The organism is Pseudomonas sp. E1BtOHC1 (assembly GCF_058744285.1).
The window spans coordinates 5458263-5484268 of the sequence record NZ_CP196023.1 but is presented as its reverse complement, the minus strand read 5'-3'; the positions used below and the strand labels follow the sequence as shown (position 1 = coordinate 5484268).

Here is a 26006-nt window from a genome sequence, read left to right as displayed (position 1 = left end):
CGCCGTTTTTTCCCTGGAGACTCACCCATGCGACCTTTCTGGCTGGAACAGGCCCTGCAACAGGAAACCCCGGATCCTTGTCCGCCACTGCAAGGCGATACCACCTGCGAGGTGGCCATTGTCGGCGGCGGCTACACCGGTTTGTGGACGGCCATCATGCTCAAGGAACAGAACCCCGGGCTGGATGTGCTGCTGATCGAGGCGGATATCTGCGGCGCCGGTGCCAGTGGGCGCAATGGCGGCTGTGCGCTGTCCTGGTCGGCCAAGTACTTCACCCTGGAGCGTCTGTTCGGCATCGAGGAGGCGGTGCGCCTGGTCAAGGAGTCGGAGCGCAGCATCCATGCCATCGGCGCCTTCTGCGAGCGCTATGGCGTGGATGCCCAGTACCGCCTCGACGGCACTTTGTACACCGCCACCAACCAGGCCCAGGTCGGTTCCACCGATGGAGTGATCGCGGCCCTGGAACGCCGGGGCATCAATTCCTTCGAGAAGCGCCCCTTGGCCGATGTGCAGCGCATGGCCGGTTCCAGCCAGCACCTGGAAGGCTGGTATTCGCCAGCCGCTGCCAGTGTACAGCCGGGGTTGCTGGTGCGAGGTTTGCGCCGGGTGGCCTTGCAATTGGGGGTCAGAATCCATGAGCACAGCGCCATGACCGGACTGGAAGAGGGGCGCCCGGCGTTGTTGCGCACACCTTTGGGACAGATTCGTGCCCAGCGCGTGGTGTTGGCGATGAACGCCTGGATGGCCCGGGCCTTCCCGCAGTTCGAACGCAGTGTGGCGATTGTGTCCAGTGACATGCTGATCACCGAGCCGCGTCCGCAGTTGCTACAGCAGATCGGCTTGACCAGCGGGGTGACGGTGCTGGATTCGCGGATCTTCGTGCACTACTACCACAACACTCCGGACGGCCGGATCATGCTCGGCAAGGGCGGCAACACCTTTGCCTACGGCGGGCGCATGTTGCCGGTGTTCGACCAACCGTCGCCCTATGCCGGGTTGCTGCACAAGAGCCTGGGGCAGTTCTTCCCGGCCTTTGCCGAGGTGCCGGTGGCCGGGACCTGGAACGGTCCGTCGGATCGCTCGGTCACCGGGTTGCCGTTCTTCGGCCAGATGAGCCGCGCCGGCAACCTCTTCTACGGGTTCGGCTATTCCGGCAGCGGTGTGGGCCCCTGTCACATGGGAGGGCAGATCCTCGCCTCCCTGGTCCAGGGCCTGGACAACCCCTGGACCCGCTCGCCCCTGGTCAACGGTCCCTTGGGTTACTTCCCCCCGGAACCGATCCGCTACCTGGGTTCGTTGATGGTGCGCAACGCCATTCGCCGCAAGGAGCGGGCCGAGGATCATGGGCGTCGGCCGCGGCATCTGGATGTGCGTCTGGCGCGGTTCGCCGCGGCCGCTGGCAAGGCCGACAAGGGCTGAAGCCTGGCGGGGTAGGACTGTCGCTGACTTTTTGGTCGATCAGGGCCCTGAGGACGTATAAACTTGCCCATCGCGTCGGCCAAATCCAACTCGACGCCATAGATCAAGAGAGTGAGTAATGGGCGCACAGTGGAAGGTTAAACACAAAGAAGCGGCAGCCAACGCCAAGGGCAAGATTTTCGGCAAGCTGGTGAAAGAGATCACCATTGCCGCACGTAACGGCGCTGACACCGCCACCAACGCCCACCTGCGGCTGGTGGTGGAGCAGGCGAAAAAGGCTTCGATGCCTCGCGAGACCCTTGAGCGTGCCATCAAGAAAGGCTCGGGTCAGCTGGGCGAGACCGTGCAGTACCACCGCGTGACCTACGAAGGTTTTGCCCCGCACCAGGTACCGCTGATCGTTGAATGCGTGACCGACAACATCAACCGCACCGTGGCGGAAATCCGCGTGGCGTTCCGCAAGGGCCAACTGGGCGCTTCGGGTTCGGTGTCCTGGGATTTCAACCACGTGGGCATGATCGAAGCTTCGCCGGACAGCCCGGACGCCGACCCGGAACTGGCGGCCATCGAGGCCGGTGCCCAGGATTTCGAGCCGGGCGAAGAGGGCGCGACCCTGTTCCTGACCGAGCCTGCGGACCTGGATGCAGTACAAAAGGCATTGCCCGAGCAAGGTTTCACTGTGTTGTCGGCCAAGCTGGGCTATCAGCCGAAGAACCCGGTGAGCGGCCTGAGCGATGAGCAGATGGCTGAAGTCGAGGCCTTCCTCGAAGGCCTGGACAACCATGACGACGTGCAGGACATGTTCGTCGGCCTGGCGGGCTAAGCGCGATTCGCCGGCCAGCCGGCTCCTGCATACCTCTGTAGGAGCCGACTCGCCGGCGAAGCTGTTTTAAAGCCCCGCCAATTCCTCGCAGACCTGAACAAAATCCGGTCGCGCCAGCACCTCCGGCTGGCAGCAGCGCTGCACCAGCGCCGCCAGTTTTTGCCGCTGCCCCGGGCTCAGCGAGCCATTCCCACGCTCCAGCAATTCTTCCAATAAGACACCGAAAGCACGTACTTCCAGGCGTTGCAGCGCCCGGCTCTGTAGGGTGTCGTCCTTGGCATGGAAGGACGCCGCGCCAAAATCCCCCAACAGGCAGTCGCCTTGTTCATTCCACAGGGTGTTGTGGCCGTAGAGGTCGCCGTGGGTAATGCCCTGGGCATGCAGGTGGGCGCCTACCGCAGCGATGCCGCGGGCGATCCGCAGCGTCACGTTGGCGCTGTAGTGCGCATGGTCCGGGTAGATATCCCGGGAGCAGGAGTCCAGGCTCGGCAGCGCCGCGAGGTTGCGGTAGCTGGGGTCGATCAGTTGCATCACCAGTCCGTTCTGGCCCTGGGGGTGATCGACAATGCGACCCTCGACCCGGATCAGGTTCGGGTGCAGCCCAGCACTGATACAGGCGTTCATTTCATGCAGCGGCGAGCCGTCGCTGGTCATCTCGCCCTTGTACAGCTTGACCGCCACCGCGCGGGCGGGTTCTCCCGTCGGCTGCCACCACGCCTGGTGAATCACCCCGGAGGCGCCTTCGCCCAGGCGTTGCTCCAGGCGCAGTTCGTGCCAGGGGATGGTGCGGGTGGACTCCAGGGCCTGGGCGTCGGCCTCGGATTCCAGCGGATTGCCGGCGTAGGCCAGCCAGGTCAGGCGTGGCAGGGCCAGGAGAAACGGCGGCAGTTCGCGCAGCCGGTTGGCGGCGACCCGTAGCAGCTCCAGGCGCTGGCACTGGCCCAGGCTCTGGGGCAGGGCGGTCAGGCGGTTGCCGGCCAGCATGAGCTTTTGCAGGAGCGGGCGCTTGCCCAGCTCTTCGGGCAGTTCACTGATGCGGTTGTCGGTGAGGATCAGCCAGCGCAACTGCGGCGGCAGGGCGGCGGCCGGGACCCGTTCGATGCGGTTGGCCTTGAAGCCGATCATGCTCAGTTGCGCGCAATGGCCGAGGCAGGCCGGTAGTTCACTGAACTGGTTGTCCGAGCAGAACAGGATGCGCAGGTGGGTGAGCCGGTGCAGGTCGTCGGGCAGGCTGCTCAGTGCATTGCCGCTGAGGTTGAGGATTTCCAGGGAGTCGGCCAGATCGAAGATCTCCCGGGGGAACTCGGTCAGCCCGCAGGACAGGTCCAGGCGCTTGATGCCGGCCAATTGGCCGGCCCGCAGTTGGGCAAGGGTATCCATGAACAGCGTCAGTACTCGAAAGAAGAAAAAGGCGGGCAGAATAAAGCAGTTCGGTGGTTTTGGCTGCCTGAGCGGCCATGGGATGAGTGCTATTGGGTTTCCAGCAACCTGAAGGTCAACGCGCCCGCTCCCTGTACGTAGTCGGCAATCAGGGTAAGGTCGGTCTTGCGGCCTTTGGACCACAGCTGGCAGGCCACTCTCATGACGGATGGCTCGGTGTCCAGCGGGTAAAGGTCCAGGGCGACCCGGCCGCTGCGGTCCGGCTGGAATGCCCGATCATAGGGCGCAAGGGCCAGGTCCACGGCCTGTTCTCCCGAGCTGTCCAGCTCTTCGAGGATTTCTGCATAAATCGCCGGGCTTACGCCAAATGCCGCCAATACCGTTGGCTGGGCATTTTCAATAGCGCGCAAGAGCGCCGCTGCCAGTCGATAAATCTCTTTGCGGTCAAATTCTTGCATCTTGCAGTGCTTCAGCTAACCGGCGAAATGCCGCGGGGTGCCTGGGGTTCCTGGCTTCAGCCAACATCGACTCCAGGCTGTGGTGCTCCAAGGTGTATTTTACCGATCCGGTGGCGGCTCTGCCCAGCGGGTTTTCCAGGTCGAAGTCGCTCTCCAGGGTTGCAAGCAAGTAGGCGCCCTGGCGGCTCCATTGGTTGAAACGCATGACGTGGCGGTCATCCAGAATCACCGCGCCTTCCTGCTTGTCATCCGAGAAATGGAAAGCCAACTGCGAAGGGGGCAGGTTTTGCTGGGCCGCAAGGCGTTTCCTGTACTTGAGCACGGACGTCAGGCGGGCCCCAGGGGCCAGGCTGAAGCCACTGCCGACCCGTTGCCGGTCAAGGAAGTAGCACTTGAACAGCACCTCCAGGGTTCGCTGGTGGTAGCGCGTCGTGCAGCTTTTTTCATACTGGTGAAAGTCCTGGGGCTCGCCGACCCGCTCATAGCCTTTGGCCGCCAGTTCGGCTGCCGAGAAACTCTCCAGGCCAAATAGCCGGGAGTGCTTGAGGGTTGAATCTTGCAGGTGCAGGCACACCAGCTCGCAAAAGCTGATCGAACTCATGTGGCTACTCGCTCAAGCGGGTGCTCGGGGCCGATTTCCTGTAACTGCCCGAGGCGGCTGCGGGTGCGGGCCAGGTCGATGGCGTGGCCGCCGAGGCACTCGTGCAGCGGGCGCTGGCCGATCAGCAGCAGGCGCTTGTCCTGATCGTAGAGCACGTCGATCAGGTTGATGAAGCGTTGTTGGGCGGCAATCGAGCACTCTCCCAGCTCCGGCAGTTCGTCGATGATCCAGGTGTCGAAGCGGCGACTCAGTTCCAGGTAGTCCATGACCGCCGTGGGCTGTTCGCACACATCGCTGAATTCGAAACGAATGCTGCGCTGCTGAATCTGCCGCACGGTCAACTGTCGGGCGCCCACTGTCAGTTGCGCCGCCGCGGCATGGCGCTCGGGCAGTTCCAGGGCGTGGCGCTGGGCCTGGGTACCGGGCCACACATAGTGACCCTGGGTGAAGAGCTGCTGATCGTGGGTGCGGGCCTGGCTCCGGTAGTCGTGGGGGCCTCCCACCTCCATCACCTGCATGCGCCCGTTGATCAGTTCGATCACCGGCTTGAAGCGGGCGTGGTACAGCGGGTTGGGCAGCAGGCCCTCGGGGGCGTAGTTGGAGGTCAACAACAGCGTGATGCCGCGTTTGAACAGGGCCTTGAACAGTCGGGTGATCAGCATCGCATCGCCAATGTCATGGACATGGAACTCATCGAAGCACAGCACCCGGCACTGGTTGAGCAGTTCATCCAGGGTGGCTTCCAGGGCGTCGGCTTGCTGCTGATGGCGGAACATGCCCTGGTGCAACTGGGCGAAGAAGTCGTGGAAGTGCAGGCGCTGTTTTTCGGCGATGGGCAAGGCGCGGAAGAAACCGTCCAGCAACCAGCTCTTGCCCCGGCCGACGGCGCCGTGCAGGTACAGGCTCTGGGCCTTGCCGGGGGATTGCGTCAGGTCATCGGCCTGCCGGGCCATGCAGTCGATCACCCGCAATTGGCTGTGGCTGAGGGTGTATCCCAGCTCCAGGGCCTTGTGGCGAAAGTAGTCATGGATCACGCCGGCGCCGCTGTTCGGGCGGCGCAAGGCTCGGGCGAACAGGCGTCGCCAGGATGATCGAGTCTGTGCAGGTGTTGGCGGTAAAGCGGCCAATGGTGGTTACCCCGATGATTCCAGGCCGCCTACCTTAAAAGCGGCGCGACAATTTAACCAATAGAAAACCCAACGACCAGTGATCTCGAAAAAGCATGGCGGCGGCGATGGACGGTCATTCACAACGGGCAGGCCGATTAATACGCTAACTGGCGGTTTCGCCCGCGGTTGCTAACCTGATTTCAGCGAATGCTCCTCATAAGGATTGAGGCCTTGAATGGATATAAGGGTTTGGCAGTCATGAGCGCGTTGCTCAGTGCGACGGCAGGGGCTGCGGATTTGCAGGTGCAGGTCCGGGTCGATGTGCAGCGCGGCTGCCAGTTGGTGGGTCAGCAGCGGGAGGCAGGTATCGAGCAACTCGGTACTTTGGACTTCGGCAGTACCGCGCGCCTGAATGATCCGGCCGGGCCTTTGGCTGCGGCACTGGTCAGTGGTCGTCAGCCACGCCTGGAGTGCAATCCCGATACCCCTTATCAGATGCGCATCGATGGCGGCCTGCACGGCGGTGTCGGCGAAGTGCGCTATCTGGCCAGCAACAACTCGTTGGGCAAGCCTATTCCCTATCGCCTCTACCAGGACCCGGCCCGGCGCATTGCGCTGCCAGTGAATGTTCCGGTCAGTGGCCGGGTGCCGAACTCCGGCACCGTGGATCTGCCCTTGTACGGACGTATTGAACCCCTGGCCGAGATTCCCCGGGCCGGGGGCTATTCCGATGTATTGAAGGTGACCCTGACCTGGTGAGGTCGGGGCCATGACAGCTGCCACGGGGGACCCGGGCAGAGCAGGGACAGCCGCTCATGGTGAACGGCTCACGTAGGAGTCCTGATGGAACCGGGATGGGTGCAATGAAAGGCAGGACCTGGACGATCGTCGCTCTGGGCTCGCTGTGTCTGCTGGCGGAGGATGCCCAGGCAGCGATTAGCGGGCAGATCCAGGCGCGTCTGGTGATCACTGCCAGCTGTCAGGTGAGCAGTGGCGGCAGCGCGCCCTCCACCAGCCCGATCAGCGACCTGGGCATGCTCGACTTCGGGCAACAGGGCCCGACCTGGGTCAACCCGATCAAGGCCAGCCTCACCGACAGCGCCGAAGGCCAGCTGCAGGTGGCCTGCAATCCCTCGGTCACCGGCTTCACCGTGACCATCAATGGCGGCCTCAACGGCGACGGTACGACCCGACGCTTGAGCAACGGACGCCAGACCATTCCCTATCGATTGTTTGTCGATGCATCGGGTAGCGACAGCTACAGCATCGGCCAGCAGCGCAATTTCGCAGTGAGCAGCGCCAGGCGGATTCCCATTCCGGTGTTCGGCTCTGTGGTCGCGAATACCCGCGCGGTTCCGGCAGGGGTCTACACCGACACCCTGACCATCACGCTGGATTGGTAAATCACGAGAGGACGCACATCATGCACGCGCTTGTATCCAGGATTGGCTGGCCCTTGTTGGGACTGGTCATGGTTTCCACGGCCAACGCTGCCACTACGGTCACCGGTCAGATCAGCTCGACCCTGATTCTCACCAGCAGTTGTCAGGTCAACGGGGTGGGCGGCAGCACCGGCCTGAACTTCGGCGCCTTGAACTTCGGCACCACCAACAGCCTGTTCACCACCGCCACTGGCCAGGTGCTGGGGGGCGGAGGCGGCGCGCTGTCGATCCTCTGCTCCTCGGGCACCACGCCCTCGCTGACCATTCAGGGCGGCGCCAATGACGGCAAGTCCACCGGCGGCACTCGGGCGCTGTTCGACGGGGTGGCCAACTATGTGCCCTACGACTTGTACACCGACTCCGGCCACTCGCAAATTGTGGCGATCAACGGGGTGATCAACCTGGCGCCGAGCACCGGCGTTGCACAGACGGTGAACCTCTATGGCCAGGCGGTGGGCAAGGCAGGGCTACCGGCCGGTACCTACACCGATACGGTGTCGGTGCAGCTGACCTTCTGATGTCATGGCCAGCCAAGGTTTTGCGCTGTTCGCCCTGATCTGCGCCAGTGCCTGGCCGGCGTGGATCGCGGCGGCCACCAGCCAGAGCTTCCAGGTCAGCGCCACCATCACCGCCGGGTGCCTGGTGGTGGGCGGTGTCAGCAACTACGGCAGCCTGGCGTTCGGCAGCCAGTCGGCGCTGTCCACCAGCACCGTGAAAGTGGCGTTGACCGGGGGCGTGCAATTGCAGTGCACGCCGGGGGTGGCCCTGAACATGACCGTGGACGGAGGCCAGTACAACAGCAGCGGGCGACATATGCAGCTCAATAGCGGCAGTGCCCGGGTGGCCTATCAGTTGTTTCGCGATGCGGCATACAGCCAGAGCCTGGGCATAGGCCAGAGCGTGGCCGTGGCTTACAGCGATGCCAATAACATCAGCCTGCCGATCTACGGGCAGGTGCAGTTGCCGGGCAATCAGCCTGGGGGGACGTACAGCGATGTGCTGCAAGTGCAGCTGTCGTGGTGATGGGGCGAGTCGACAACCAGTCGGCAGGCGGACAAGGAGTAGCAGTATGCATTTACCTTTGCGAGGCATGCGGGGGATTGGATATCTGATGGTGCTGGGGCTGTTGTCGGTTGCACCCAGGGTCCAGGCCGCCAGTTCGGTGCTGATCTGGCCAATCGACCCGGTTCTGGAGGCGGATCAGCAAGCCAGCGCACTGTGGTTGGAAAACCGCGGCACGGAAACCGCCAACCTGCAGATCCGGGTGTTCGCCTGGAGCCAGAGCGGTTTTGCCGACCAGTACCAGAACCAGCGCGACGTTATCGGCAGCCCGCCGGTGGCGAAGATCGAACCCGGTCAGAAGCAACTGGTGCGTCTGACCCGAACCCGTGAGGTGCCGCCGGGGCAGGAGCTGGCGTACCGGATCATCATCGACGAGATTCCTTCGGCCAAGCCCATCACCCCGGAAGAGGGGGCCAAGAGCGCGGCGGCGATTCGCTTCCAGATGCGTTACTCGGTGCCGTTGTTCGCCTATGGCGCCGGGCTCTGGAGCAAGGAAGACACTTCCCGCCCTCGCGATCCTAAGGGCGCCGGGGTGCCGGACCTCAGCTGGCGCAAAGTGGCGGTGGACGGCAAGACGTTTTTCGAGCTGCGTAACCAGGGGGCGGTGCATGCGCGCTTGACCGATGTGGCGTTCAAGCAGGGTGGGCAGACTCGGCCGCTGGCGCCGGGCTTGCTCGGTTACGTGCTGCCCGGGGCGGTCATGCGCTGGCCGGTGACGGACCCCCTGACGATGGATTCGACCCTGCAACTGCGGGTCAATGGGGCGCCGCAGGTGCAGAGTCTGGCGCCTGCGCACTGATCCAGAGGCGTCAGGCAGGCGCCTGCCAGGTGGCGGTCGGGAAGAGGTACGGACGGATGTGAGCGCGGTGGCGCATCCGCCTTGGGATGGAGATGTCCATAGATGGACTTGAACCCGCCATGAGCCAGGACGCGGCTCGTCGTTTGCGCTGCTGGAAAGGGCTGATGGCCGGCCTGTGCGGTTTGCTGTTGGCCCCTCTCTCCCAGGCTGGCGAGCTGCCGCCACCGCCCAGCAGCCTGGAGTCGCTGGCCGATGCACAGTTGTTTCTGGAGCTGGTGATCAATCAGATGAACACAGGGAAGGTGGTGGCGGTGGAGCAGCGTGCCGGACGATTGTTCATGCCGGTGCAGGCGCTGCGGGAAACCGGCATCAAGTTGCCGGAGGGGCTGGGCAGCGAAGTCGATCTGGACAGCCTGCCGGGCCTGCACAGCGATTACGACAGTCAGGGCCAGCGCCTGCTGATTGATGTACCGCCGGACTGGCTGCCGGAGCAGTTCATCGGCAGTCGCCAGGCCTATCCGCGGACGCCGGCCCTGAGCAGTTTTGGCGCGCTGCTCAACTACGATCTGTACCTCAATGACACCGACGACGGCGGCACCTACCTGGCGGCCTGGAATGAAGTGCGGCTGTTTGACACCTGGGGCACTTTGTCCAATACCGGGCAGTACCGGCGGACCTTGTCCGGCGTTGCCAGCGGCTCGTTGAACAATGGGTATCGGCGCTATGACACCACTTGGCGTTTTTCCGATGAAGAACGCCTGCTGACCTATGAGGCGGGTGACGTGGTGAGCAGCGCCTTGCCCTGGAGCAGTTCGGTGCGTCTGGGTGGGGTCCAGCTGTCTCGGGATTTTGCCGTGCGTCCGGATCTGGTGACCTATCCCTTGCCGCAGTTTGCCGGTGAAGCGGCGGTGCCCTCGTCCCTGGACCTGTTCATCAATGGCTACAAGTCCAGCAGCAGCGAGTTGCAGCCGGGGCCCTACACCCTGACCAACATTCCCTTTATCAACGGGGCCGGGGAGGCGGTGGTGGTGACCACGGACGCCCTGGGGCGACAAGTGTCGACCACGGTGCCGTTCTACGTCACCAGCAGCCTGCTGCAGAAGGGCCTGACGGACTTCTCGGTGGCCGCGGGGAACCTGCGCCGGGACTACACCCTGCGTGATTTTGGCTATGGCCCGGGTGTCACCTCCGGTAGCCTGCGCCATGGCCTGAGCGACAGCCTGACCCTGGAAGCGCATGCCGAAGCCTCGGACTCCCTGACACTGGGCGGGGTGGGCGGCAATATGCGCCTGGGCAACTTTGGCGTGCTCAACACGGCGCTCAGCCAGAGCCGTTTCGACGGCAGCGGCGGCCAGCAGTTCAGCTTTGGCTACCAGTACAACAACCAGCGCTTCAGCCTGGCGTACCAACGGATGCAACGTCGTGACCAGTATGCCGACCTGACGGTGGTCGACAGCCCTTACATCAGCCTCAGCCAGCGCAGCGAGCAACTGACCCTGAGCCTCAACCTGGACCGCTACGGTAGCCTGGGAGCCGGCTATTTCGATGTGCGTGCCGCCGACTCGAGCCGCACCCGGTTGTTGAACCTGACCTGGAGCAAGCCGTTGTGGCACAACAGCAGCTTCTACCTGTCGGCCAACCGGGAGATCGGCGACAGCCAGTGGGCGATGCAGGCGCAGCTGGTGATTCCCTTCGACTTGCACGGCAGCCTGAGCCTGAGCAACGAACGCAGCAAGACGGGGGAAAACCGCCAGCGGGTCAATTTCAGTCGCTCGGTGCCCCTGGAGGGCGGGGTTGGCTACAACCTGGGTTATGCCACGGGCAGCGGCGCCGACTATCGTCAGGCGGATGTCACCTGGCGCCTGCAGTCGGTGCGCCTGCAGGCCGGGGTCTATGGCTCCCGCGATGCCGAGACCCGCTGGGCCGATGCCAGTGGCTCGCTGGTGTGGATGGACCGTCAGGTGTTCGCCGCCAACCAGATTGACGATGCCTTCGTGGTGGTCAGCACCGATGGCTATCAGGACATTCCGGTGCGCTATGAAAACCAGTTGGTGGGGCAGACCGACAAGAACGGACACTTGCTGGTGCCGTGGAGCAGTGCCTATTACCGGGGCAAGTACGAGATCGATCCGTTGAACCTGCCGGCCAACGTCCAGACCCCGAATGTGGAGCAGCGAGTGGCGGTGCGTCGCGGCAGTGGCTATTTGCTGGAGTTCCCACTGACCCGGATCGTCGCCGCCAGCGTGGTGCTGGTGGACGCCCAGCAACGGGAACTGCCCCTGGGCAGCACCGTGACCCATCAGCAGAGTGGGGCTCGGGCGGTGGTCGGCTGGGATGGGCTGGTGTATCTGGAGAACCTTTCGCAACACAACAGCCTGCACGTCAGCCTGGCCGATGGCCAGAGCTGCCGTGCGCAGTTCGACATGGATCTGCAACAGCAGCAGGTGCCGTTGATCGGCCCGCTGGTCTGCCAGTAGTCGTGGCGTCACGAGGCAAGGGAGTGCTGAGGGTGGACAGCTTCAAGGGATGGCGACAGGCAATAGTGGGGTTGCTGGCGAGTCTGCTGGCGCTGCAGGCTCAGGCGCTGTGCAACGCCGTCAGCACCGCACCGGCGGGGTTCGGCACCGTCAGCTCGATCCTGGTGCGTACCACTTCGCAGCCGGCTTCCACCACCAATGCGGGCCTGAGTTGCACCGGCTCGCTGTTGAGCCTGCTGGCCAGCAACGACCACTTCTACGCCACCATCACTTCCAGCACCAGCGGCATGGTTGGCCCCACGGGCGATGTCATCGGCTACACCCTGTACGCCAACAACAGCACCAGCTATCCGATCACTCGGGGGGTGCAGTTCGACTTCGCCCGCAACTCGATCATCGATGTCCTGGGATTGCTGGGCAGTTCCACCGTGGCCAAGACCGTGCCTATCTACATGGGGACCATCACCGGCAGCAACGTAGCGGCAGGGGTCTACACCGAGAACCTGAGCATCTTCTGGAGCTGGAATTATTGCGCCGGGATCGGCGCCCTGGGGATCTGCCTGGGACGGGACATCGGCAGCGGCACTCAGGCCCTCACGGTGAACATGACGGTGTCCAACGATTGCGTGATCACCGCGCCGAACATCAGTTTCGGCAGCGCGCCGGTGGTCAGCGCATTCGCCACGGTCACCGGGCAGACCATCAACCTGTCCTGCACCAAGGGCAGCGCCTATACCGTGGGCTTGAGCGACGGCCAGCACCCCGTGAGCGCAGGAGGGCGACGGCAGATGATATCCGGCAGCAACTACCTGGCCTACGACATCTTCAAAAGTGCCGGCAACACCCGTTGGGGCAGCGTCGGCAGTGCCCGGCGCTCCAGCACCGATGCCGAAGTGAACCCGGGCAATGGCCTGGGTACCGGCAGCCAGATCTTCAACTACAACGCCAGGATCTACACCGACCAGAACACGCCGCCAGCGGGCACCTACATCGACAACGTGGTGCTGGACGTGGGGTTCTGAAGACCTACAGGGGAATTTCCGCCGGGCCGACCATGGCGTAGTTGTAGTTCCCGCCGGACCAGTACTGTGTCTGCAATGAGCCGTCACGGCGGCTGCCACGAGGCAGCAGGGTGTTCTGCGGTCCTGGCGGGCGGATGTAGAAGCTGACTTTGCGCCCCTCGCGATCCTGGTACAGGACCATTGCCGCAGGCCCTTGCTCGGTACTCAACAGGCGCCCGCTGACCGCTTTGAAGCCAGCGTCGTGCAGGTCCGGCAGTGGGCTGGCCTGGGTGAAGTAGCGATCCAGCCAGGCTTGCATGGCGTCGTTGTCCTGGACCTTGAAGTCCGCGGGCAGGATGCCTTGCTCGGCGAACAGGCGATACGCCTGGAGGGCATCGGTCATCGGCAGCACGGTGTTGCCGGCCAGGGTCAGTTCCCGGGCCTGCCAGCCGCTCAGACCGCCAACCCCGACCGCCACGAGCAGCGCCGCGGCACTGGCCAGGCGCCGCAAGCCCCGCTGCTTGTGGCGCGCACGGATCAGGGTCGGCTCCAGCGCCGGGTTGGTCGCTTGCAGCAGGGCTCCACCCAGGGCGGCCCGCAGGTGCTGGGCATCCTGCTGCCAGGCCTGGACCTGGGCCGCCGTTTGCGGATGGTTGGCCAGGTAGCTGTCCAGCACCCGGCGGTCCGCTTCGCTGAGTTGGTGATCGACGTAGGCGTGCAGGTCGCTGTCGCTGGGGGGCAGGCTGATCATTTGAGTATCCGTAGAGAGGGGCTGTTGATTTCGCCGTCGCTGAGTTGGCGCAGCGCCTGGCGGGCCCTGGACAGGCGAGACATCACGGTGCCGACGGGGACCTGGAGGATCTCTGCCACTTCCTTGTAGCTCAAGCCCTCCACCGAGACCCAGAGCAGCAGGGCGCGTTGCTCGGCGTTCAGGCGGTCGAAGGCTGCCAGGGTCGACTGGGCGACTACGGTGCGCTCCACCGAAGGCTGGGCGTCGTCACGTCCGGTAAAGAATTCGAGCATGCGTGCGTAGCGCCGGGAGCGTCGGTGGGCATCGAGAAACTGCCGGTAGAGGATGGCAAACAGCCAGGCTCGCAGATCGCCCTCGGGGCGTTTATGGGCCCGACTCGACAAGGCGCGCTCCAGGCAGGACTGCACCAGATCGTCGGCGCTGCTGGGCTGGCGTGTCAGGGACAGGGCAAAGCGCCTGAGGCGGGGGAGCAGCAGGCGTAGCTGTTCGTCGAAATCGTTCATGAAGTCCTGCAGGTGCTGGGCCAGTCACTAGGCTTGGGACTAGGAAGACGCGCCGTGCTGCAGGTTATTCCAGTCGCGGAAAAATAAATATCGGCGTCTGGAATAACCGGTACCGGGCTACGTCTGACTGATCCTGGTCCTTGTGGCCCCGCGTACTGGAGATGTCCATGGTTGCCCCATCCTCGCCACCCGATCGTCCGCCCTTGAGTGCTGTCAGCCTGACCTTGCGCCTGGGGGCCATTGCCTGGGTAGTGGCCGCCGCTGCTGCGGCGCTGGCCTACGTGCACGGCAATTTCGACCCGCAACGCCTGACTCCCAAGGCCCTGGTGGATGTGCTGGAGACCAATAACGGCGTGCATCCGGGCTTTCGCCGTAACCACGCCAAGGGCGTGTGTGTCACCGGTTACTTCCAGAGCAGTGGCGAGGCCCGGGCCTACTCCACGGCGCAGGTGTTCAGCGAGGCGCAAACGCCGGTGGTGGGGCGTTTTGCCCTGCCCAGCGGCAACCCCTATGCGCCGGACAGCAGCGTGCCGATCCGCAGCCTGGCGTTGCGTTTCCTCCAGGCCAACGGCCAGCAGTGGCGCACGGGAATGAACAGCATGCCGGTGTTTCCGGTGGGCACTCCCGAGGCGTTCTATCAACTGCAGCAGGCCAGTTCCCCCGATCCGTCCACGGGCAAGCCGGACCCGACCAAGGTGCCGGCGTTCTTTGCCGCCCACCCCGAGGCCGGGCCCTTCCTGCAATGGGTCAAGAGCGCCAAGCCTTCAACCAGCTACGCCAGTGAAAGCTACAACGGGATCAACGCGTTCTACCTGGTCAACGCCAGTGGCCAGCGCCAGGCGGTGCGTTGGGGCCTGGTGCCGCTAGTACAGGATGCCCAGGCCGTCGGCAGCGCCGCAGCGGGTGCCGACTACCTGGAGCAGGATCTGCTCCGGCGGCTGGCCGAAGGGCCTTTGCGCTGGCGCTTGCAGATCACCCTGGCGGCACCGGGAGATCCCACCAATGACGCCAGCAAGGCTTGGCCCGCAGAGCGTCCGGTGATCAATGCCGGGACCCTGGTGCTGCAAGGCACCCAGCCGCAGAGCAGTGGCCAGTGCCGGGACATCAATTACGACCCGCTGATCCTGCCCAATGGCATCCAGGCCTCCGATGATCCCTTGCTGGCCGCACGCTCTGCCGCCTACGCCAGTTCCTACCTGCGTCGCACCAGTGAAGTCAGTCAATTGCCCTCCGCCCAGGAACCGCGTCCATGAATAGCCAACCTCAACACTTCGCCCCGCTGGCGCGTCTGCTGCACTGGCTGATGGCGCTGATGATCATTGCCATGCTGTTTATCGGTGCCGGCATGGTGACCTCGGTGTCCGCCCGCCATGAGTGGCTGATCCACCTGCACAAGCCGCTGGGCATCGCCATTCTGCTGTTGGCGGCGGTGCGCCTGTTTGTGCGTTTTTCCACTCGGCAACCGCCGCTGCCGGCAGACTTGCCGGGCTGGCAGGTGCTGGCGGCCAAAGCCTCCCATGTGCTGCTCTATGCCCTGATGCTGGGCTTGCCGGTACTGGGCTGGGCCATGATTTCGGCGGCCGGGGACCCGGTGATGCTGAGCGGTTCGTTGCAGTTGCCGGCGATCCTGCCGGCCAATGCCCAGGTGTTCGCTCTCTTGCGCAAGGCCCATGGCTACCTGGCTTATCTGCTGTTCCTGACGGTGTTGCTGCATCTGGCGGCGGCACTGTTCCATGGCTGGGTCCGCCGAGACGGGGTATTGCAGAGCATGCTGCGGGGGCGTGGTTGAGTCCCCCTTAAGCGAGCCTGCTGTGTCGCTCAAGTGACACAGCGAGCCTCGGCCCGGGTTTTTACGGGGTTCAGGCTCCACAGCCAATAGACCAGTGCCAGGCTGTTGATAGCGGCTCCGAGCAGGCAGACCCCGCTCCAGCCGGCCCAGGCGTAGGTGGCGGTGGCGGCAATCGAGCCGCCGGCGCTGCCCAGGGAGTAGAACAGCATGTAACCGGCAGCCAAGCGGCTCTGGGCTTGCGGGCGCACGCTGTAGATCAGGCTCTGGCTGGTGACGTGAACGGCCTGCAGGCCCAGGTCGAAGGTGATCACCCCCAGTAACAGGGCCCACAAGGACGATTGGGTAAAGGCGATGGGCAGCCAGGACAGCAACATCAACGCCAGGGCCAGGCCGCTGGTCCACTGCGCCAGGCCGCGATCCGCCCAGTGCCCGGCTCGTGCTGCGCCCAGGGCGCCCGCGGCCCCGGCCAGGCCAAACAGACCGATTTCGGTGTGAGACAGCGACAGCGGCGGGGCGCTCAGAGGTAGCACCAATGGGGTCCACAAGACGGTGCCCGCGGCGAAGATCAACATGGCCAGCACTGCACGGTCGCGCAGCACTTTTTCTTCCCTGAACAGTTGCAGCAGCGAGCCGAGCAATTGCCCGTAGCGTTGCACTGCGGGTGGCTGTTCAACCCTCGGCAGCACTTTCCACAGGCTCAGGGCCACCAGCAGAGTCAAGCCGGCCGACAACAGATAGACCGAGCGCCAACCTGCCAGATCGGCCATGGTCCCGGCCACGGTGCGGGCCAACAGAATGCCCACCACGATGCCGCTGGTGACCATGCCTACCACCCGTCCACGCTGGGCTGTGGGCGTCAGATTCGCGGCATAGGCCACCAGAATCTGGGTCACCACTGCCAGCAGGCCGGTGCTGGCCATGCCCAACAGCAGCCAGGCGCTGCTGGGGGCCAGGGCCACCATTAGCAAGGCAAGCACTGAAAGCAGGGTCTGGGTGACGATCAGTCGCCGGCGGTTGAGCAGGTCGCCCAAGGGCACCAGCAACAGCAGCCCCAGGCCGTAGCCCACCTGGGTCAGGGTGATGACGATGCCCACCGTGGCCGGCGGCAGGTCGAAGGTCCGGGCCATGGCGTCCAGCAGCGGCTGGGCGTAGTAGACGTTGCCCACCGCCAGGCCACAGGCGATGGCGAACAGCAGCACCACCCGTGGTGAAAGAGTCGATGTGGCAGGAGGGGAAGGATCGTGTGACATGTCGGGCTCCGATTATGGTTTCGTTATGAAACCAGTTGTACGGTAAGGATCATGGTTTTATATTGCAACCACTTTCCTGTGACCCGAACGGAGAATGCCCAGCATGGTTAAACGCACCAGCCTGCAAGATGCCGAGTGCCCGGTGGCCCGTTCACTGGACGCTATAGGCGATTGGTGGTCGCTGCTGATTGTGCGGGATGCCTTCGACGGTATCCGTCGCTTTGGCGAGTTCCAGCGCAACCTCGGCATGGCCAAGAACATTCTTGCCACACGTTTGCGGACCTTGGTGGAGCATGGGGTATTTGAAGTGGTGCCGGCCTCTGATGGCAGTGCCTATCAGGAGTACGTGCTGACGCCAAAGGGCAAGGGGCTGTTTCCCCTGATCATCGGCTTGCGCCAATGGGGCGAGGCGTTTTTCTACGAAGAGGGTGAGGCGCATTCGCGCATGCTGGACCGGGAAACCGGGCAGCCGCTGCCTGCGTTGGAACTGCGTACGGCGGACGGGCGTTTGTTGGGCCCGGAGGATTGCCTGCGGGTACCGGCTTCGTGAGCAGGGGGACGACTGCGGGATCGGCTCCCGCAGTCGTTGCCTGGGCTCAGCGCAGGCTGTCCACCAGGTCGGCGAGGGTGCTCAGCACATCCTTGCCCAGTTGCATGGAGCGTTTTCCGGACCAGCCGGTTAGCGGATTGGGCGCGTCGTCGTGGTCCTTGAAGGGCATCTCCAGGGTCAATGCCAGGCAGTCGTACTTTTCCCCGACGGCGTTGCAGGCCAGGGTCATGTTGGCTTCTCCGGGGTTGTCCCGGGCGTAGCCATGGGTGGTCTGGAAGTCCCGGGTCTGGCGCTTCAAGTGGCTGCGGAAATGTTCTTCGAGTCCCGCCAGGCGTGGTGTGTAGCCCGGGTTGCCCTCGCAGCCGGCGGTGAACACGTGGGGAATCTCTTCATCGCCGTGCACATCAAGAAACAGGTCGACGCCGTACTTTTCCATCTGCTGCTGGACGAACAGCACTTCCGGGCTGAGCTCCTGGCTGGCGTTCTGCCAGGCGCGATTCAGGTCCTGGCCCTTGGCGTTGGTGCGCAGGTGGCCGTGGAACGCGCCGTCCGGGTTCATGTTGGGCACCAGGTACAGATCGGCCTTGGCCAGCAGCGAGTTGAGCTCTGGGTCATCGCGGTGCTGCAGGCGTTCGATCACGCCCTCCATGAACCATTCGGCCATGTGCTCGCCGGGATGCTGTTGGGCAATGATCCAGATCTTGCGCTGGCCTTCCTTGCCGTTGCCCTTGCGCAGGAGCTGGATGTCTCGGCCTTCGACGCTTTTGCCCACCGCCAGCAGTTCGGTGTCGGCCTTGCTCAGGGCCTGATCGATCAGCCAGTCGTGGCGCCCGCGGCTGTAGGGCTCGAAGTAGGCGAACCAGGCGTGAGTCTGGGTGGCTTCCAGATTGAAGCGCAGGGCGTCGCCTTCGAAGATCGTCGGCACGCGGAACCAGTTCACATGGTCATAGGAGGCGACGGCCTGGTAACCGGTCCAGGCTTTGTTGTAGGAGGACTGGCTGGCGTTGGTCAGGCGGAACCAATGTTCCTGGCCGACATGCAGGCCGCTGACCTTGAAGTGAAACCATTGGAAATGCGGACTCTGGGTATCCGGGCGGATGGCCAGCAGTGCCTGCAGCGGATTGCTGATGTCCAGCACGTTGATATTGCCGCTGTCGAAGTCGGCAGTAATTTGAAACGAAGTGTGATTGCCCACGGTCATGGTCGGTCCCTGTATAGGATTGTTATGACCGCTACTCTACACACTGAGGGGGGTAATAGAAGGGGGGGCGTCGTCCTTGACGCAGACGAAGCTTAGTGGCTATGCGATTGATTCTCAAGCGCTACTTTGTCTTTCCTGGCCTTTTACCACGGGTGTTCCCTTGCAAAAGGACATTCTTTTGCTATCATCGCCGCCATTATTTTTAGCAGCACCCACGTCTTCATTAGCCTGAAGCCAAGCCAGAAAACTGGCAAAAAAAAAGACCCGGCAAAAAGCCGGGTCAAAAACCGTGATTAGCCTGATGAGGAGATAATCCAAAGGTCCGACCTAAGGTCCTTTGGGCTATCGACTGATCTCGCGACCAGTTGCTTGCAATAATAATCATTATCATTTGCAAGTCAAATGTTTTTCCCCGCCCTTTGGAAAATATTTTTCCATTTCTCCTGTTTCCGCTGTTTATTCCTTGCCAGCGTCTCAGCTGGACTCAAAGCGCTGACTTTCCAGGGACTTGTCCACCAGGGCTTTGGCCAGGTCGATCATGTGCACCACGGAAAAAGCCAGGTCGCGATTGGCCCCCCGCAGATTGTCGGCCGCGTCATAGGCGGTGGCTGCTGCACAGCGCAGCAGATCGGATGCATGGATCATGGCTTCCTCGCTGCTGAGGTTGCGCCTGACCTCGAAGAACTTCTCTTCCTTGTCCGATGCGGTCAGCGCGGGCTTCAAGTAATAGTCCATCGCCCGTCGTGCTGCGTGGCTGCCCTTGAGTGAATTCAATGTGGTCTCTGTATCGAGCTCCGGCACGTCCTTGCTGCTTGCGTTCATAAAGTGTTCCGTCCTGTTTGAGAAAAGGAAAGAGGGGTATGAACTAGGTTAATACGTATTGTAATTGTGACGAGATTTCAAATACTACAAGTTGTGTGTTGAGGCGGGAAATACACAACGTATTGTTCAGTCCATGGACAAATGGATCGAGTTGGTCAAAGCCAACATGAAAGGCCGCAAGGTCACACAGGAAAAACTCGCCGAGCGTCTGGGCATGTCTCAGGGTGGTATCGGTCATTGGTTGAGCAAACGCCGTCAGCCAAAGATCGAAGACATGAACCGGGTGCTTGAAGAGATCGGCATGGGCTTTCTGGAAGTCGCCCTGGTGGTTCGCGAAAAGCCCATGCTGGGTGACGATGGCGAACCCCTGGTGAACGAGCCTTCACTGTTGCACAAGTACAATCCGTATTTCCGTTACCCGGTGAGCGATTGGCGGGTTGCAGGGGAAGTGCGTGAAGATGGTCAGTCAGCCTATGTGCCGGAGCGCTATGAGCTTTCCGATTATCAGGCTCAAGGCGCGGCGTTCTGGCTGGTGGTAGTGGGTGACGCAATGATCGCGCCCAGCGGCTTGAGCATCAGTCAGGACATGCTGATTCTGGTGGATCCGGCTATTACCGCCGAACCTGGAAAGTTGGTGGTCGTACAGTGTCCCGGTAATGCCGAGGCGATCTTTCGCAAGTGGGTGAAAGAGGGTAGTCAGCATTATCTGGTTCCCCTCAATCCCACCTATCCGAAGATGCTCTACAGCGATGAGTGCCGGGTTATTGGTGTAGTCGTACAAGCTACTGCGAAGTTTTAACTTGCTTGAAAGGCCCCTTCCTACAGCTAGGAAGGGGCTTTCTTATTAGTGGGTTTACTCCAACTCTACCAACGCACTGCCTTCACTAACCATTTCGCCTTCCTGGCAATACAGTGCCTTGATGACGCCTGCCTGGGGCGCACGGATGCTGTGTTCCATCTTCATCGCCTCCAGCACCACCAGTTGCGCACCGGCTTCGACGCTTTGCCCGGCGCTGACCAGCACCCGCACAATGCTGCCGTTCATGGGTGCAGTAAGCCCGCCTTGCTGGCTGTGACTGGCATCGGCTGCGGCAATCGGGTCGTACGCCGTGACGCTGTGCATCTCGCCCTGCCAGTGCAGGTAGAGGGTGTCGCCACGGCGGATGGCGCGATGTTCACGGCGCAGCCCCTGTTGCTCTACCCACAGGCGTTCACCTTGCAACTGGAAGGCCGGCGAGCGAGCGCCCAGGCTGATGGCCTGATCCTGTCCGGCACAGCTCAGGTGCAGGCTGGTCTGGGCCGGCAACGCGCTGCGCCAGCCATTGACTGCCGACCAGGGGGACTGCAGGTCGTCACTGCGCACCCGCTCTGGCTGGCTTTGTGTGAATGCCTGTGCAGCTGCCTGCCAGAAGTCCGCGCCGAGTTCGCTGGGCGCTGGCAGTAATTGCTCCTGATAGCGTGGGATAAATCCGGTATCCAGTTGCGCCTCGGCGAACGCCGGATGGGCAACGATGCGCCGCAGGAACGCCAGGTTGGTTTTCAGGCCACCGATGGCGAACTCGTCGAGCATGCTCAACAGGCGCAGACGAGCCTGCTCGCGGTTCTCGCCCCAGGCGATCAGCTTGCCCAGCATAGGATCGTAGAAGGGCGACACGCTATCACCTTCCTCGACCCCGCTGTCCACCCGACGGCCCGGGCCGGCGGCGGATTCGCGATACAACTCCAGGCGCCCGGTCGCGGGAAGGAAGTCGTTGCCCGGATCTTCGGCATACAAGCGCACTTCAATGGCGTGCCCCAGCAGCGGGACCTGTTCCTGGCTGATGGGCAGGGCTTCACCCTGGGCCACGCGTATTTGCCAGGCCACCAGATCGAGGCCGGTGATGGCTTCGGTAACCGGGTGTTCCACCTGCAGCCTTGTATTCATTTCCATGAAGAAGAATTCACCGCGAGCATCGAGGAGAAATTCCACGGTGCCGGCGCCGACGTAGCCGATGGCCTGGGCCGCGCGCACAGCGGCTTCGCCCATGGCCTTGCGCAACTCGGGGCTGAGGCCGGGAGCGGGGGCTTCCTCGACCACCTTCTGGTGACGCCGCTGGATCGAGCAGTCGCGCTCGTTGAGGTACAGGCAGTTGCCGTGCTGGTCGGCGAACACCTGGATCTCCACGTGACGGGGCTTGAGCAGGTATTTTTCCACCAGCATCCGCGAATCGCCAAAGGACGATTGGGCTTCACGCTGGGCCGAAGCCAGGGCTTCGGCCAACTGGCTGACCTCTTCGACCACTTTCATGCCCTTACCGCCGCCACCAGCGGTGGCTTTGAGCAGCACCGGGTAGCCGATGCGCTCGGCGGCACTGCGGAAGGTTTCCAGGTCCTGGGCTTCGCCGTGATAACCCGGCACCAGAGGAACGCCGGCGGTTTCCATCAGTGCCTTGGCCGCCGACTTGCTGCCCATGGCGTCAATGGCTGAGGCGGGCGGACCGAGAAAGATCAGGCCCGCCGCTTCGATGGCTCGGGCAAAACCGGCGTTTTCCGAGAGAAAGCCGTAACCGGGGTGGATGGCCTGGGCGCCGCTGGCCTTGGCCGCAGCGATCAGCTTGTCGATCTGCAAGTAGCTGTCGGCGGCCTTGCTACCCCCCAGGTCGACGCGGATATCTGCCTCGCGGCTGTGCCGGGCATTGCGGTCAGTGGCGCTGTGCACGGCCACGGTGGTCAGGCCCAAGGCCTTGGCGGTGCGCATCACGCGGCAAGCGATCTCGCCACGGTTGGCCACCAGCAAAGTGTCTAGAACAGGGGCGTTCATCAGCGGGACTCCTTGGTCGCGGTCTCGGACTGCCAACTGGGCGGGCGTTTTTCCAGGAAGGCCCGCAGGCCTTCCTGGCCTTCGGCGCTGACCCGAATCCGCGCGATAGCATTTTCGCAGTAGCGGCGCAGGGCCGTGGTGAGGGCGCCGTTGCCCACTTCTCGCAGCAGGTCCTTGCTGGCACGCATGGCCTGGGGGCTGTTGAGCAGCAGATTGTCGATCCATTGGGTCACTTGCTGTTCCAGCTCGGCAGCCGGGTAACTCTCCGCCAGCAAGCCGATTTCCCGTGCCCGTTGGCCACCAAAGCGTTCCGCGGTGAGGGCATAACGTCGGGCGGCGCGCTCGCCAATGGCCTGGACCACAAAGGGACTGATGACCGCCGGCGCCAGGCCGATGCGTACTTCCGACAAGCAGAACTGGGCGTCGTCGGTACCGATTGCCATGTCGCAGCAACTGATCAGGCCCAGGGCGCCACCGAATGCTGCACCTTGCACCACGGCCAGGGTCGGGATCTTCAGCTTGGCCAGGTTGTACATCAACTCCGCCAGTTCCCGGGCATCGTCGAGGTTGGTCTGGTAGTCGAGTTCGGCGGACTGCTGCATCCAGGCCAGGTCGGCGCCGGCGCTGAAATGCTTGCCGCGTCCGCGCAGCAGCAGGAAGCGCAGGCTCGGGTCGCCCTGCACCTGATCCAGGGCCAGGATCAGCTCGCGGATCATCTCGGCGTTGAAGGCGTTGTTCTTGGTTTCACGGCTGAGCCACAGGGTGGCGAAGCCACGAGGGTCATGCAGCAGTTCCAGGGTGTTGAAGTCGCTCATGTTCTTCTCGCGCAGGATTACATGCGGAACACGCCGAAGCGGCTCTGTTCGATGGGGGCATTGAGGGCCGCGGACAGGGCCAGGGCCAGGACGTCACGGGTCTGTGCCGGGTCGATGACGCCGTCGTCCCACAGCCGCGCACTGGAGTAGTAAGGGTGCCCCTGGTGCTCGTACTGATCGAGGATCGGCTGTTTGATCTCGGCTTCCTGGGCGGCGTCGAAAGGGTGTCCGCCGCGTTCCGCCTGCTCGCGCTTGACCTGTACCAGCACCCCGGCCGCCTGTTCGGCACCCATCACGCCAATCCGCGCGTTGGGCCACATCCACAGAAAGCGTGGATCGTAGGCGCGGCCGCACATGCCGTAGTTACCGGCGCCGAAGCTGCCGCCGATGATCACGGTAAATTTCGGCACCTTGGCGCAGGCCACCGCGGTGACCAGCTTGGCGCCGTGCTTGGCGATGCCGCCAGCCTCGTATTTCTGGCCCACCATGAAGCCGGTGATGTTCTGCAGGAACAGCAGGGGTATCCCACGCTGGCAGGCCAGTTCGATGAAGTGCGCGCCTTTTTGCGCGGCCTCGGCGAAGAGGATGCCGTTGTTGGCGAGGATGGCGATGGGGTAGCCATGCAGGTGGGCGAAGCCGCAGACCAGGGTGGTGCCGAACAGGGCCTTGAACTCATCGAACAACGAGCCGTCCACCAACCGGGCAATGACTTCGCGTACATCGAAGGGTTGCTTGGGATCGGCCGGCACCACGCCGTAAAGCTCTTCACGGGCATACAGCGGAGCGATCGGGGGGCGTTGCTGCAACTGGCCCTGTTTGTGCCAGTTGAGGTTGGCCACGCTGCGTCGGGCCAGGGCCAACGCATGTTCGTCGCTGTCGGCGTAGTGGTCGGCAACGCCGGAAATCTTGCAGTGCACGTCGGCACCGCCCAGCTCTTCAGCACTCACCACCTCGCCGGTAGCGGCTTTCACCAAGGGTGGGCCGGCGAGGAAGATGGTGGCCTGTTCACGGACCATGATGGCTTCGTCGGCCATGGCCGGCACGTAGGCGCCGCCGGCGGTGCAGGAACCCATGACCACGGCGATCTGCGGGATACCCTGAGCGCTCATGTTGGCCTGGTTGAAGAAGATCCGGCCGAAGTGCTCGCGGTCCGGGAATACTTCGTCCTGGCGGGGCAGGTTGGCGCCGCCGGAATCCACCAGGTAGATGCAGGGCAGGCGGTTCTGTTGGGCGATGGTCTGGGCCCGCAGGTGTTTTTTTACCGTCAGCGGGTAGTAGGAGCCGCCTTTCACCGTGGCGTCGTTGGCCACAATCATGCATTCGATGCCTTCTACCCGGCCGATGCCGGCAATCACGCCGGCGGCGGGCACGTCTTCGCCATAGACCTCGTAGGCGGCCAGGGGGCTGACTTCGAGAAATGGCGAGCCAGGGTCGAGCAGGCGGTTGATGCGTTCTCGAGGCAGCAGTTTGCCCCGGGACGTGTGGCGTTCCTGGGCCTTGGCGCCGCCGCCTTGCTGGATCTGGGCGAGCAGGGTGTGCAAGGCGTCGACCTGGGCCAGCATGCTGGCAGCGTTCTGCGCGAATTCGGGTGATTTAGGGTTGAGCTGAGACTTCAGAATCATCGGTGCTCCCAGCGCAGCTCGAAGCCATAAGCTTCAAGCTGCAAGAGTAAGTCGGTGTTACGGCAGTTGTGGCTTGCCGCTTGTAGCTCGCAACTTGCGGCTGTTCTTACTTGGTTTCGTTGAACAGTTCGCGACCGATCAGCATGCGGCGGATCTCGCTGGTGCCGGCGCCGATTTCGTAGAGTTTGGCGTCACGCAGCAGGCGGCCCGCGGGGAATTCGTTGATGTAGCCGTTGCCTCCCAGAATCTGGATCGCATCCAGGGCCATCTGGGTCGCGCGCTCGGCGCTGTAGAGAATCACCCCGGCGGCGTCCTTGCGGGTGGTTTCGCCACGCTCACAGGCCTGGGCCACGGCATACAGGTAGGCGCGACTGGCGTTGAGCTGGGTGTACATGTCGGCGATCTTGCCCTGGATCAGCTGGAACTCGCCGATGCTTTGGCCGAACTGCTTGCGGTCGTGGATGTAGGGCACGACCAGGTCCATGCAGGCCTGCATGATCCCGGTCGGGCCGCCGGAGAGCACCACGCGCTCGTAGTCCAGGCCGCTCATCAGCACTCTGACTCCGCCGTTGAGCACGCCAAGGATGTTTTCTTCCGGGACTTCGACGTCATCAAAGAACAGCTCACAGGTGTTGGAGCCGCGCATGCCCAGCTTGTCGAACTTGTTGCTGCGGCTGAAGCCTTTCCAGTCACGCTCGACGATGAATGCGGTAATGCCGTGGGGGCCCTTTTCCAGGTCGGTCTTGGCGTAGATCACATAGGTGTTGGCGTCGGGGCCGTTGGTGATCCAGGTCTTGCTGCCGTTGAGTACGAAGTGGTCACCGCGCTTGTCGGCGCGCAGCTTCATCGACACCACATCGGAACCGGCATTGGGTTCGCTCATGGCCAGGGCGCCAATGTGTTCACCGCTGATCAGCTTGGGCAGGTATTTGCTCTTCTGTTCATGGTTGCCGTTGCGGTTGATCTGGTTCACGCAGAGGTTGGAATGGGCACCATAGGACAGGGCCACCGAGGCCGATCCGCGGCTGATCTCTTCCATGGCCACCACGTGGGCCAGGTAACCCAGCCCGGCGCCGCCGTATTCTTCCGCTACGGTAATGCCCAGGAGGCCCATGTCGCCGAACTTGCGCCACATGTCGGCGGGGAACAGGTTGTCGACATCGATCTGTGCCGCCCGAGGTGCCAGCTCCGCCCTGACGAAGGCCTGGACCTGTTGGCGCAGCATGTCGATGGTTTCACCGAGGGCGAAGTTCAGGGTCGGGTAACTCATGGCGGGGCACCTTCAAACTTGTTTTTATTGAGGGAATAGGCGGTAGAGAACGGGCTGTCGGG

Annotated in this window: 26 protein-coding genes; 13 read left to right on the top strand and 13 right to left on the bottom strand. The window is 63.1% G+C overall.

The genetic code is table 11. The features are described 5' to 3' along the window. The first annotated feature begins 27 nt into the window (after window positions 1-27). Window positions 28-1419 carry an FAD-dependent oxidoreductase gene (locus tag ACSSVC_RS24820; protein WP_492611592.1) on the top strand — a complete coding sequence of 464 codons (1392 nt, stop codon included), beginning with the start codon at window positions 28-30 and terminating at the stop codon, window positions 1417-1419. 118 nt (window positions 1420-1537) lie between these two features. Next, window positions 1538-2242, top strand: coding sequence for a YebC/PmpR family DNA-binding transcriptional regulator (locus ACSSVC_RS24815; RefSeq protein WP_011062247.1), 705 nt, complete (start codon window positions 1538-1540; stop codon window positions 2240-2242). A gap of 66 nt (window positions 2243-2308) precedes the next feature. Here ACSSVC_RS24815 and ACSSVC_RS24810 read toward each other — a convergent pair whose 3' ends face one another. The 4 genes from ACSSVC_RS24810 to zapE form a co-directional block, all read right to left on the bottom strand. Then, entirely contained in the window at window positions 2309-3622 is a 1314-nt protein-coding gene (locus ACSSVC_RS24810) for a leucine-rich repeat-containing protein kinase family protein (RefSeq protein WP_404937324.1), read from the bottom strand. A gap of 89 nt (window positions 3623-3711) precedes the next feature. Further along, entirely contained in the window at window positions 3712-4080 is a 369-nt protein-coding gene (locus tag ACSSVC_RS24805; protein WP_207166242.1) for a hypothetical protein, read from the bottom strand. Further along, window positions 4067-4681, bottom strand: coding sequence for a hypothetical protein (locus tag ACSSVC_RS24800; RefSeq protein WP_346635130.1), 615 nt, complete (start codon window positions 4679-4681; stop codon window positions 4067-4069). Before ACSSVC_RS24800 ends, ACSSVC_RS24805 begins: the two co-directional genes overlap by 14 nt. Next, window positions 4678-5808: a cell division protein ZapE gene (gene zapE, locus ACSSVC_RS24795; protein ID WP_404937322.1), complete on the bottom strand. Its 1131-nt coding sequence runs from the start codon at window positions 5806-5808 to the stop codon at window positions 4678-4680. The genes ACSSVC_RS24800 and zapE overlap by 4 nt, the downstream gene beginning before the upstream one ends. 240 nt (window positions 5809-6048) lie before the next feature. On the opposite strand from zapE, the gene ACSSVC_RS24790 reads away from it, so the two are divergent. The 7 genes from ACSSVC_RS24790 to ACSSVC_RS24760 all read left to right on the top strand — a co-directional run bounded on the left by ACSSVC_RS24790 (window position 6049) and on the right by ACSSVC_RS24760 (window position 12592). Next, the gene (locus ACSSVC_RS24790; RefSeq protein ID WP_346635128.1) at window positions 6049-6549 is read left to right on the top strand and encodes a Csu type fimbrial protein; all 501 of its coding nucleotides are present in this window, start codon (window positions 6049-6051) and stop codon (window positions 6547-6549) included. 104 nt (window positions 6550-6653) lie between these two features. Further along, window positions 6654-7193 carry a Csu type fimbrial protein gene (locus tag ACSSVC_RS24785; protein ID WP_346635127.1) on the top strand — a complete coding sequence of 180 codons (540 nt, stop codon included), beginning with the start codon at window positions 6654-6656 and terminating at the stop codon, window positions 7191-7193. Between the two features lie 20 nt (window positions 7194-7213). Continuing rightward, on the top strand, window positions 7214-7750 hold the full coding sequence (locus tag ACSSVC_RS24780; RefSeq protein WP_346635126.1) for a Csu type fimbrial protein: 537 nt from the start codon (window positions 7214-7216) through the stop codon (window positions 7748-7750). A 4-nt stretch (window positions 7751-7754) separates the two neighbouring features. After that, window positions 7755-8255: a Csu type fimbrial protein gene (locus ACSSVC_RS24775; protein WP_346635125.1), complete on the top strand. Its 501-nt coding sequence runs from the start codon at window positions 7755-7757 to the stop codon at window positions 8253-8255. A 67-nt stretch (window positions 8256-8322) separates the two neighbouring features. Beyond that, window positions 8323-9093 carry a fimbrial biogenesis chaperone gene (locus tag ACSSVC_RS24770; protein ID WP_404940062.1) on the top strand — a complete coding sequence of 257 codons (771 nt, stop codon included), beginning with the start codon at window positions 8323-8325 and terminating at the stop codon, window positions 9091-9093. Window positions 9094-9212: 119 nt separating this feature from the next. Next, the gene (locus tag ACSSVC_RS24765; protein ID WP_492611591.1) at window positions 9213-11570 is read left to right on the top strand and encodes a fimbria/pilus outer membrane usher protein; all 2358 of its coding nucleotides are present in this window, start codon (window positions 9213-9215) and stop codon (window positions 11568-11570) included. Window positions 11571-11602: 32 nt separating this feature from the next. Then, complete coding sequence (locus tag ACSSVC_RS24760) at window positions 11603-12592, top strand: Csu type fimbrial protein (RefSeq protein WP_404937320.1); 990 nt, start codon at window positions 11603-11605, stop codon at window positions 12590-12592. Window positions 12593-12596: 4 nt separating this feature from the next. Here ACSSVC_RS24760 and ACSSVC_RS24755 read toward each other — a convergent pair whose 3' ends face one another. Beyond that, window positions 12597-13322 carry an anti-sigma factor family protein gene (locus ACSSVC_RS24755; protein WP_446439748.1) on the bottom strand — a complete coding sequence of 242 codons (726 nt, stop codon included), beginning with the start codon at window positions 13320-13322 and terminating at the stop codon, window positions 12597-12599. After that, window positions 13319-13825, bottom strand: a complete 507-nt coding sequence (locus tag ACSSVC_RS24750; RefSeq protein WP_404937319.1) for an RNA polymerase sigma factor — start codon at window positions 13823-13825, stop codon at window positions 13319-13321. The genes ACSSVC_RS24755 and ACSSVC_RS24750 overlap by 4 nt, the downstream gene beginning before the upstream one ends. A gap of 167 nt (window positions 13826-13992) precedes the next feature. Between ACSSVC_RS24750 and ACSSVC_RS24745 the strand changes: the two genes are divergently transcribed. Beyond that, window positions 13993-15078, top strand: a complete 1086-nt coding sequence (locus ACSSVC_RS24745; RefSeq protein ID WP_492611590.1) for a catalase family peroxidase — start codon at window positions 13993-13995, stop codon at window positions 15076-15078. Continuing rightward, window positions 15075-15614 (top strand): cytochrome b, encoded by a 540-nt coding sequence (locus ACSSVC_RS24740; RefSeq protein WP_102881811.1) that lies wholly within the window; start codon window positions 15075-15077, stop codon window positions 15612-15614. Before ACSSVC_RS24745 ends, ACSSVC_RS24740 begins: the two co-directional genes overlap by 4 nt. Window positions 15615-15643: 29 nt before the next feature. Here the strand turns inward: ACSSVC_RS24740 and ACSSVC_RS24735 are convergent, their stop codons facing one another. Further along, the gene (locus ACSSVC_RS24735) at window positions 15644-16864 is read right to left on the bottom strand and encodes an MFS transporter (RefSeq protein ID WP_404937317.1); all 1221 of its coding nucleotides are present in this window, start codon (window positions 16862-16864) and stop codon (window positions 15644-15646) included. A gap of 103 nt (window positions 16865-16967) precedes the next feature. On the opposite strand from ACSSVC_RS24735, the gene ACSSVC_RS24730 reads away from it, so the two are divergent. Beyond that, window positions 16968-17414 (top strand): winged helix-turn-helix transcriptional regulator, encoded by a 447-nt coding sequence (locus ACSSVC_RS24730; protein WP_446439746.1) that lies wholly within the window; start codon window positions 16968-16970, stop codon window positions 17412-17414. A 46-nt stretch (window positions 17415-17460) separates the two neighbouring features. On the opposite strand, the gene ACSSVC_RS24725 is transcribed toward ACSSVC_RS24730, so the two are convergent. Further along, window positions 17461-18615, bottom strand: coding sequence for a M14 family metallopeptidase (locus tag ACSSVC_RS24725; protein ID WP_446439745.1), 1155 nt, complete (start codon window positions 18613-18615; stop codon window positions 17461-17463). Between the two features lie 474 nt (window positions 18616-19089). After that, on the bottom strand, window positions 19090-19437 hold the full coding sequence (locus ACSSVC_RS24720; RefSeq protein ID WP_346635114.1) for a DUF6124 family protein: 348 nt from the start codon (window positions 19435-19437) through the stop codon (window positions 19090-19092). A gap of 133 nt (window positions 19438-19570) precedes the next feature. Between ACSSVC_RS24720 and ACSSVC_RS24715 the strand changes: the two genes are divergently transcribed. Then, window positions 19571-20236: a LexA family protein gene (locus ACSSVC_RS24715; protein ID WP_346635113.1), complete on the top strand. Its 666-nt coding sequence runs from the start codon at window positions 19571-19573 to the stop codon at window positions 20234-20236. Window positions 20237-20290: 54 nt separating this feature from the next. Here ACSSVC_RS24715 and ACSSVC_RS24710 read toward each other — a convergent pair whose 3' ends face one another. The 4 genes from ACSSVC_RS24710 to ACSSVC_RS24695 all read right to left on the bottom strand — a co-directional run bounded on the left by ACSSVC_RS24710 (window position 20291) and on the right by ACSSVC_RS24695 (window position 25944). Continuing rightward, window positions 20291-22237 (bottom strand): acetyl/propionyl/methylcrotonyl-CoA carboxylase subunit alpha, encoded by a 1947-nt coding sequence (locus ACSSVC_RS24710; RefSeq protein ID WP_346635112.1) that lies wholly within the window; start codon window positions 22235-22237, stop codon window positions 20291-20293. Next, entirely contained in the window at window positions 22237-23052 is an 816-nt protein-coding gene (locus ACSSVC_RS24705; protein ID WP_346635111.1) for a gamma-carboxygeranoyl-CoA hydratase, read from the bottom strand. The genes ACSSVC_RS24710 and ACSSVC_RS24705 overlap by 1 nt, the downstream gene beginning before the upstream one ends. A gap of 17 nt (window positions 23053-23069) precedes the next feature. Further along, on the bottom strand, window positions 23070-24674 hold the full coding sequence (locus ACSSVC_RS24700; RefSeq protein ID WP_492611589.1) for a carboxyl transferase domain-containing protein: 1605 nt from the start codon (window positions 24672-24674) through the stop codon (window positions 23070-23072). Window positions 24675-24780: 106 nt separating this feature from the next. Continuing rightward, window positions 24781-25944: an isovaleryl-CoA dehydrogenase gene (locus ACSSVC_RS24695; RefSeq protein WP_346635109.1), complete on the bottom strand. Its 1164-nt coding sequence runs from the start codon at window positions 25942-25944 to the stop codon at window positions 24781-24783. Window positions 25945-26006 lie beyond the last annotated feature (62 nt).

Bases quoted from the DNA above. Each gene is read 5' to 3' on its own strand.
- ACSSVC_RS24785 (WP_346635127.1), top strand. From the start codon at position 6,654: ATGAAAGGCAGGACCTGGACGATCGTCGCTCTGGGCTCGCTGTGTCTG.
- ACSSVC_RS24720 (WP_346635114.1), bottom strand. From the start codon at position 19,437: ATGAACGCAAGCAGCAAGGACGTGCCGGAGCTCGATACAGAGACCACA.
- ACSSVC_RS24770 (WP_404940062.1), top strand. From the start codon at position 8,323: ATGCGGGGGATTGGATATCTGATGGTGCTGGGGCTGTTGTCGGTTGCA.
- ACSSVC_RS24700 (WP_492611589.1), bottom strand. From the start codon at position 24,674: ATGATTCTGAAGTCTCAGCTCAACCCTAAATCACCCGAATTCGCGCAG.
- ACSSVC_RS24815 (WP_011062247.1), top strand. From the start codon at position 1,538: ATGGGCGCACAGTGGAAGGTTAAACACAAAGAAGCGGCAGCCAACGCC.
- ACSSVC_RS24765 (WP_492611591.1), top strand. From the start codon at position 9,213: ATGAGCCAGGACGCGGCTCGTCGTTTGCGCTGCTGGAAAGGGCTGATG.
- ACSSVC_RS24780 (WP_346635126.1), top strand. From the start codon at position 7,214: ATGCACGCGCTTGTATCCAGGATTGGCTGGCCCTTGTTGGGACTGGTC.
- ACSSVC_RS24735 (WP_404937317.1), bottom strand. From the start codon at position 16,864: ATGTCACACGATCCTTCCCCTCCTGCCACATCGACTCTTTCACCACGG.
- ACSSVC_RS24775 (WP_346635125.1), top strand. From the start codon at position 7,755: ATGGCCAGCCAAGGTTTTGCGCTGTTCGCCCTGATCTGCGCCAGTGCC.
- ACSSVC_RS24730 (WP_446439746.1), top strand. From the start codon at position 16,968: ATGGTTAAACGCACCAGCCTGCAAGATGCCGAGTGCCCGGTGGCCCGT.
- ACSSVC_RS24745 (WP_492611590.1), top strand. From the start codon at position 13,993: ATGGTTGCCCCATCCTCGCCACCCGATCGTCCGCCCTTGAGTGCTGTC.
- ACSSVC_RS24725 (WP_446439745.1), bottom strand. From the start codon at position 18,615: ATGACCGTGGGCAATCACACTTCGTTTCAAATTACTGCCGACTTCGAC.
- ACSSVC_RS24800 (WP_346635130.1), bottom strand. From the start codon at position 4,681: ATGAGTTCGATCAGCTTTTGCGAGCTGGTGTGCCTGCACCTGCAAGAT.
- ACSSVC_RS24820 (WP_492611592.1), top strand. From the start codon at position 28: ATGCGACCTTTCTGGCTGGAACAGGCCCTGCAACAGGAAACCCCGGAT.
- ACSSVC_RS24750 (WP_404937319.1), bottom strand. From the start codon at position 13,825: ATGAACGATTTCGACGAACAGCTACGCCTGCTGCTCCCCCGCCTCAGG.
- ACSSVC_RS24695 (WP_346635109.1), bottom strand. From the start codon at position 25,944: ATGAGTTACCCGACCCTGAACTTCGCCCTCGGTGAAACCATCGACATG.
- ACSSVC_RS24755 (WP_446439748.1), bottom strand. From the start codon at position 13,322: ATGATCAGCCTGCCCCCCAGCGACAGCGACCTGCACGCCTACGTCGAT.
- ACSSVC_RS24805 (WP_207166242.1), bottom strand. From the start codon at position 4,080: ATGCAAGAATTTGACCGCAAAGAGATTTATCGACTGGCAGCGGCGCTC.
- ACSSVC_RS24810 (WP_404937324.1), bottom strand. From the start codon at position 3,622: ATGGATACCCTTGCCCAACTGCGGGCCGGCCAATTGGCCGGCATCAAG.
- ACSSVC_RS24710 (WP_346635112.1), bottom strand. From the start codon at position 22,237: ATGAACGCCCCTGTTCTAGACACTTTGCTGGTGGCCAACCGTGGCGAG.
- ACSSVC_RS24740 (WP_102881811.1), top strand. From the start codon at position 15,075: ATGAATAGCCAACCTCAACACTTCGCCCCGCTGGCGCGTCTGCTGCAC.
- ACSSVC_RS24790 (WP_346635128.1), top strand. From the start codon at position 6,049: ATGAGCGCGTTGCTCAGTGCGACGGCAGGGGCTGCGGATTTGCAGGTG.
- ACSSVC_RS24715 (WP_346635113.1), top strand. From the start codon at position 19,571: ATGGACAAATGGATCGAGTTGGTCAAAGCCAACATGAAAGGCCGCAAG.
- ACSSVC_RS24705 (WP_346635111.1), bottom strand. From the start codon at position 23,052: ATGAGCGACTTCAACACCCTGGAACTGCTGCATGACCCTCGTGGCTTC.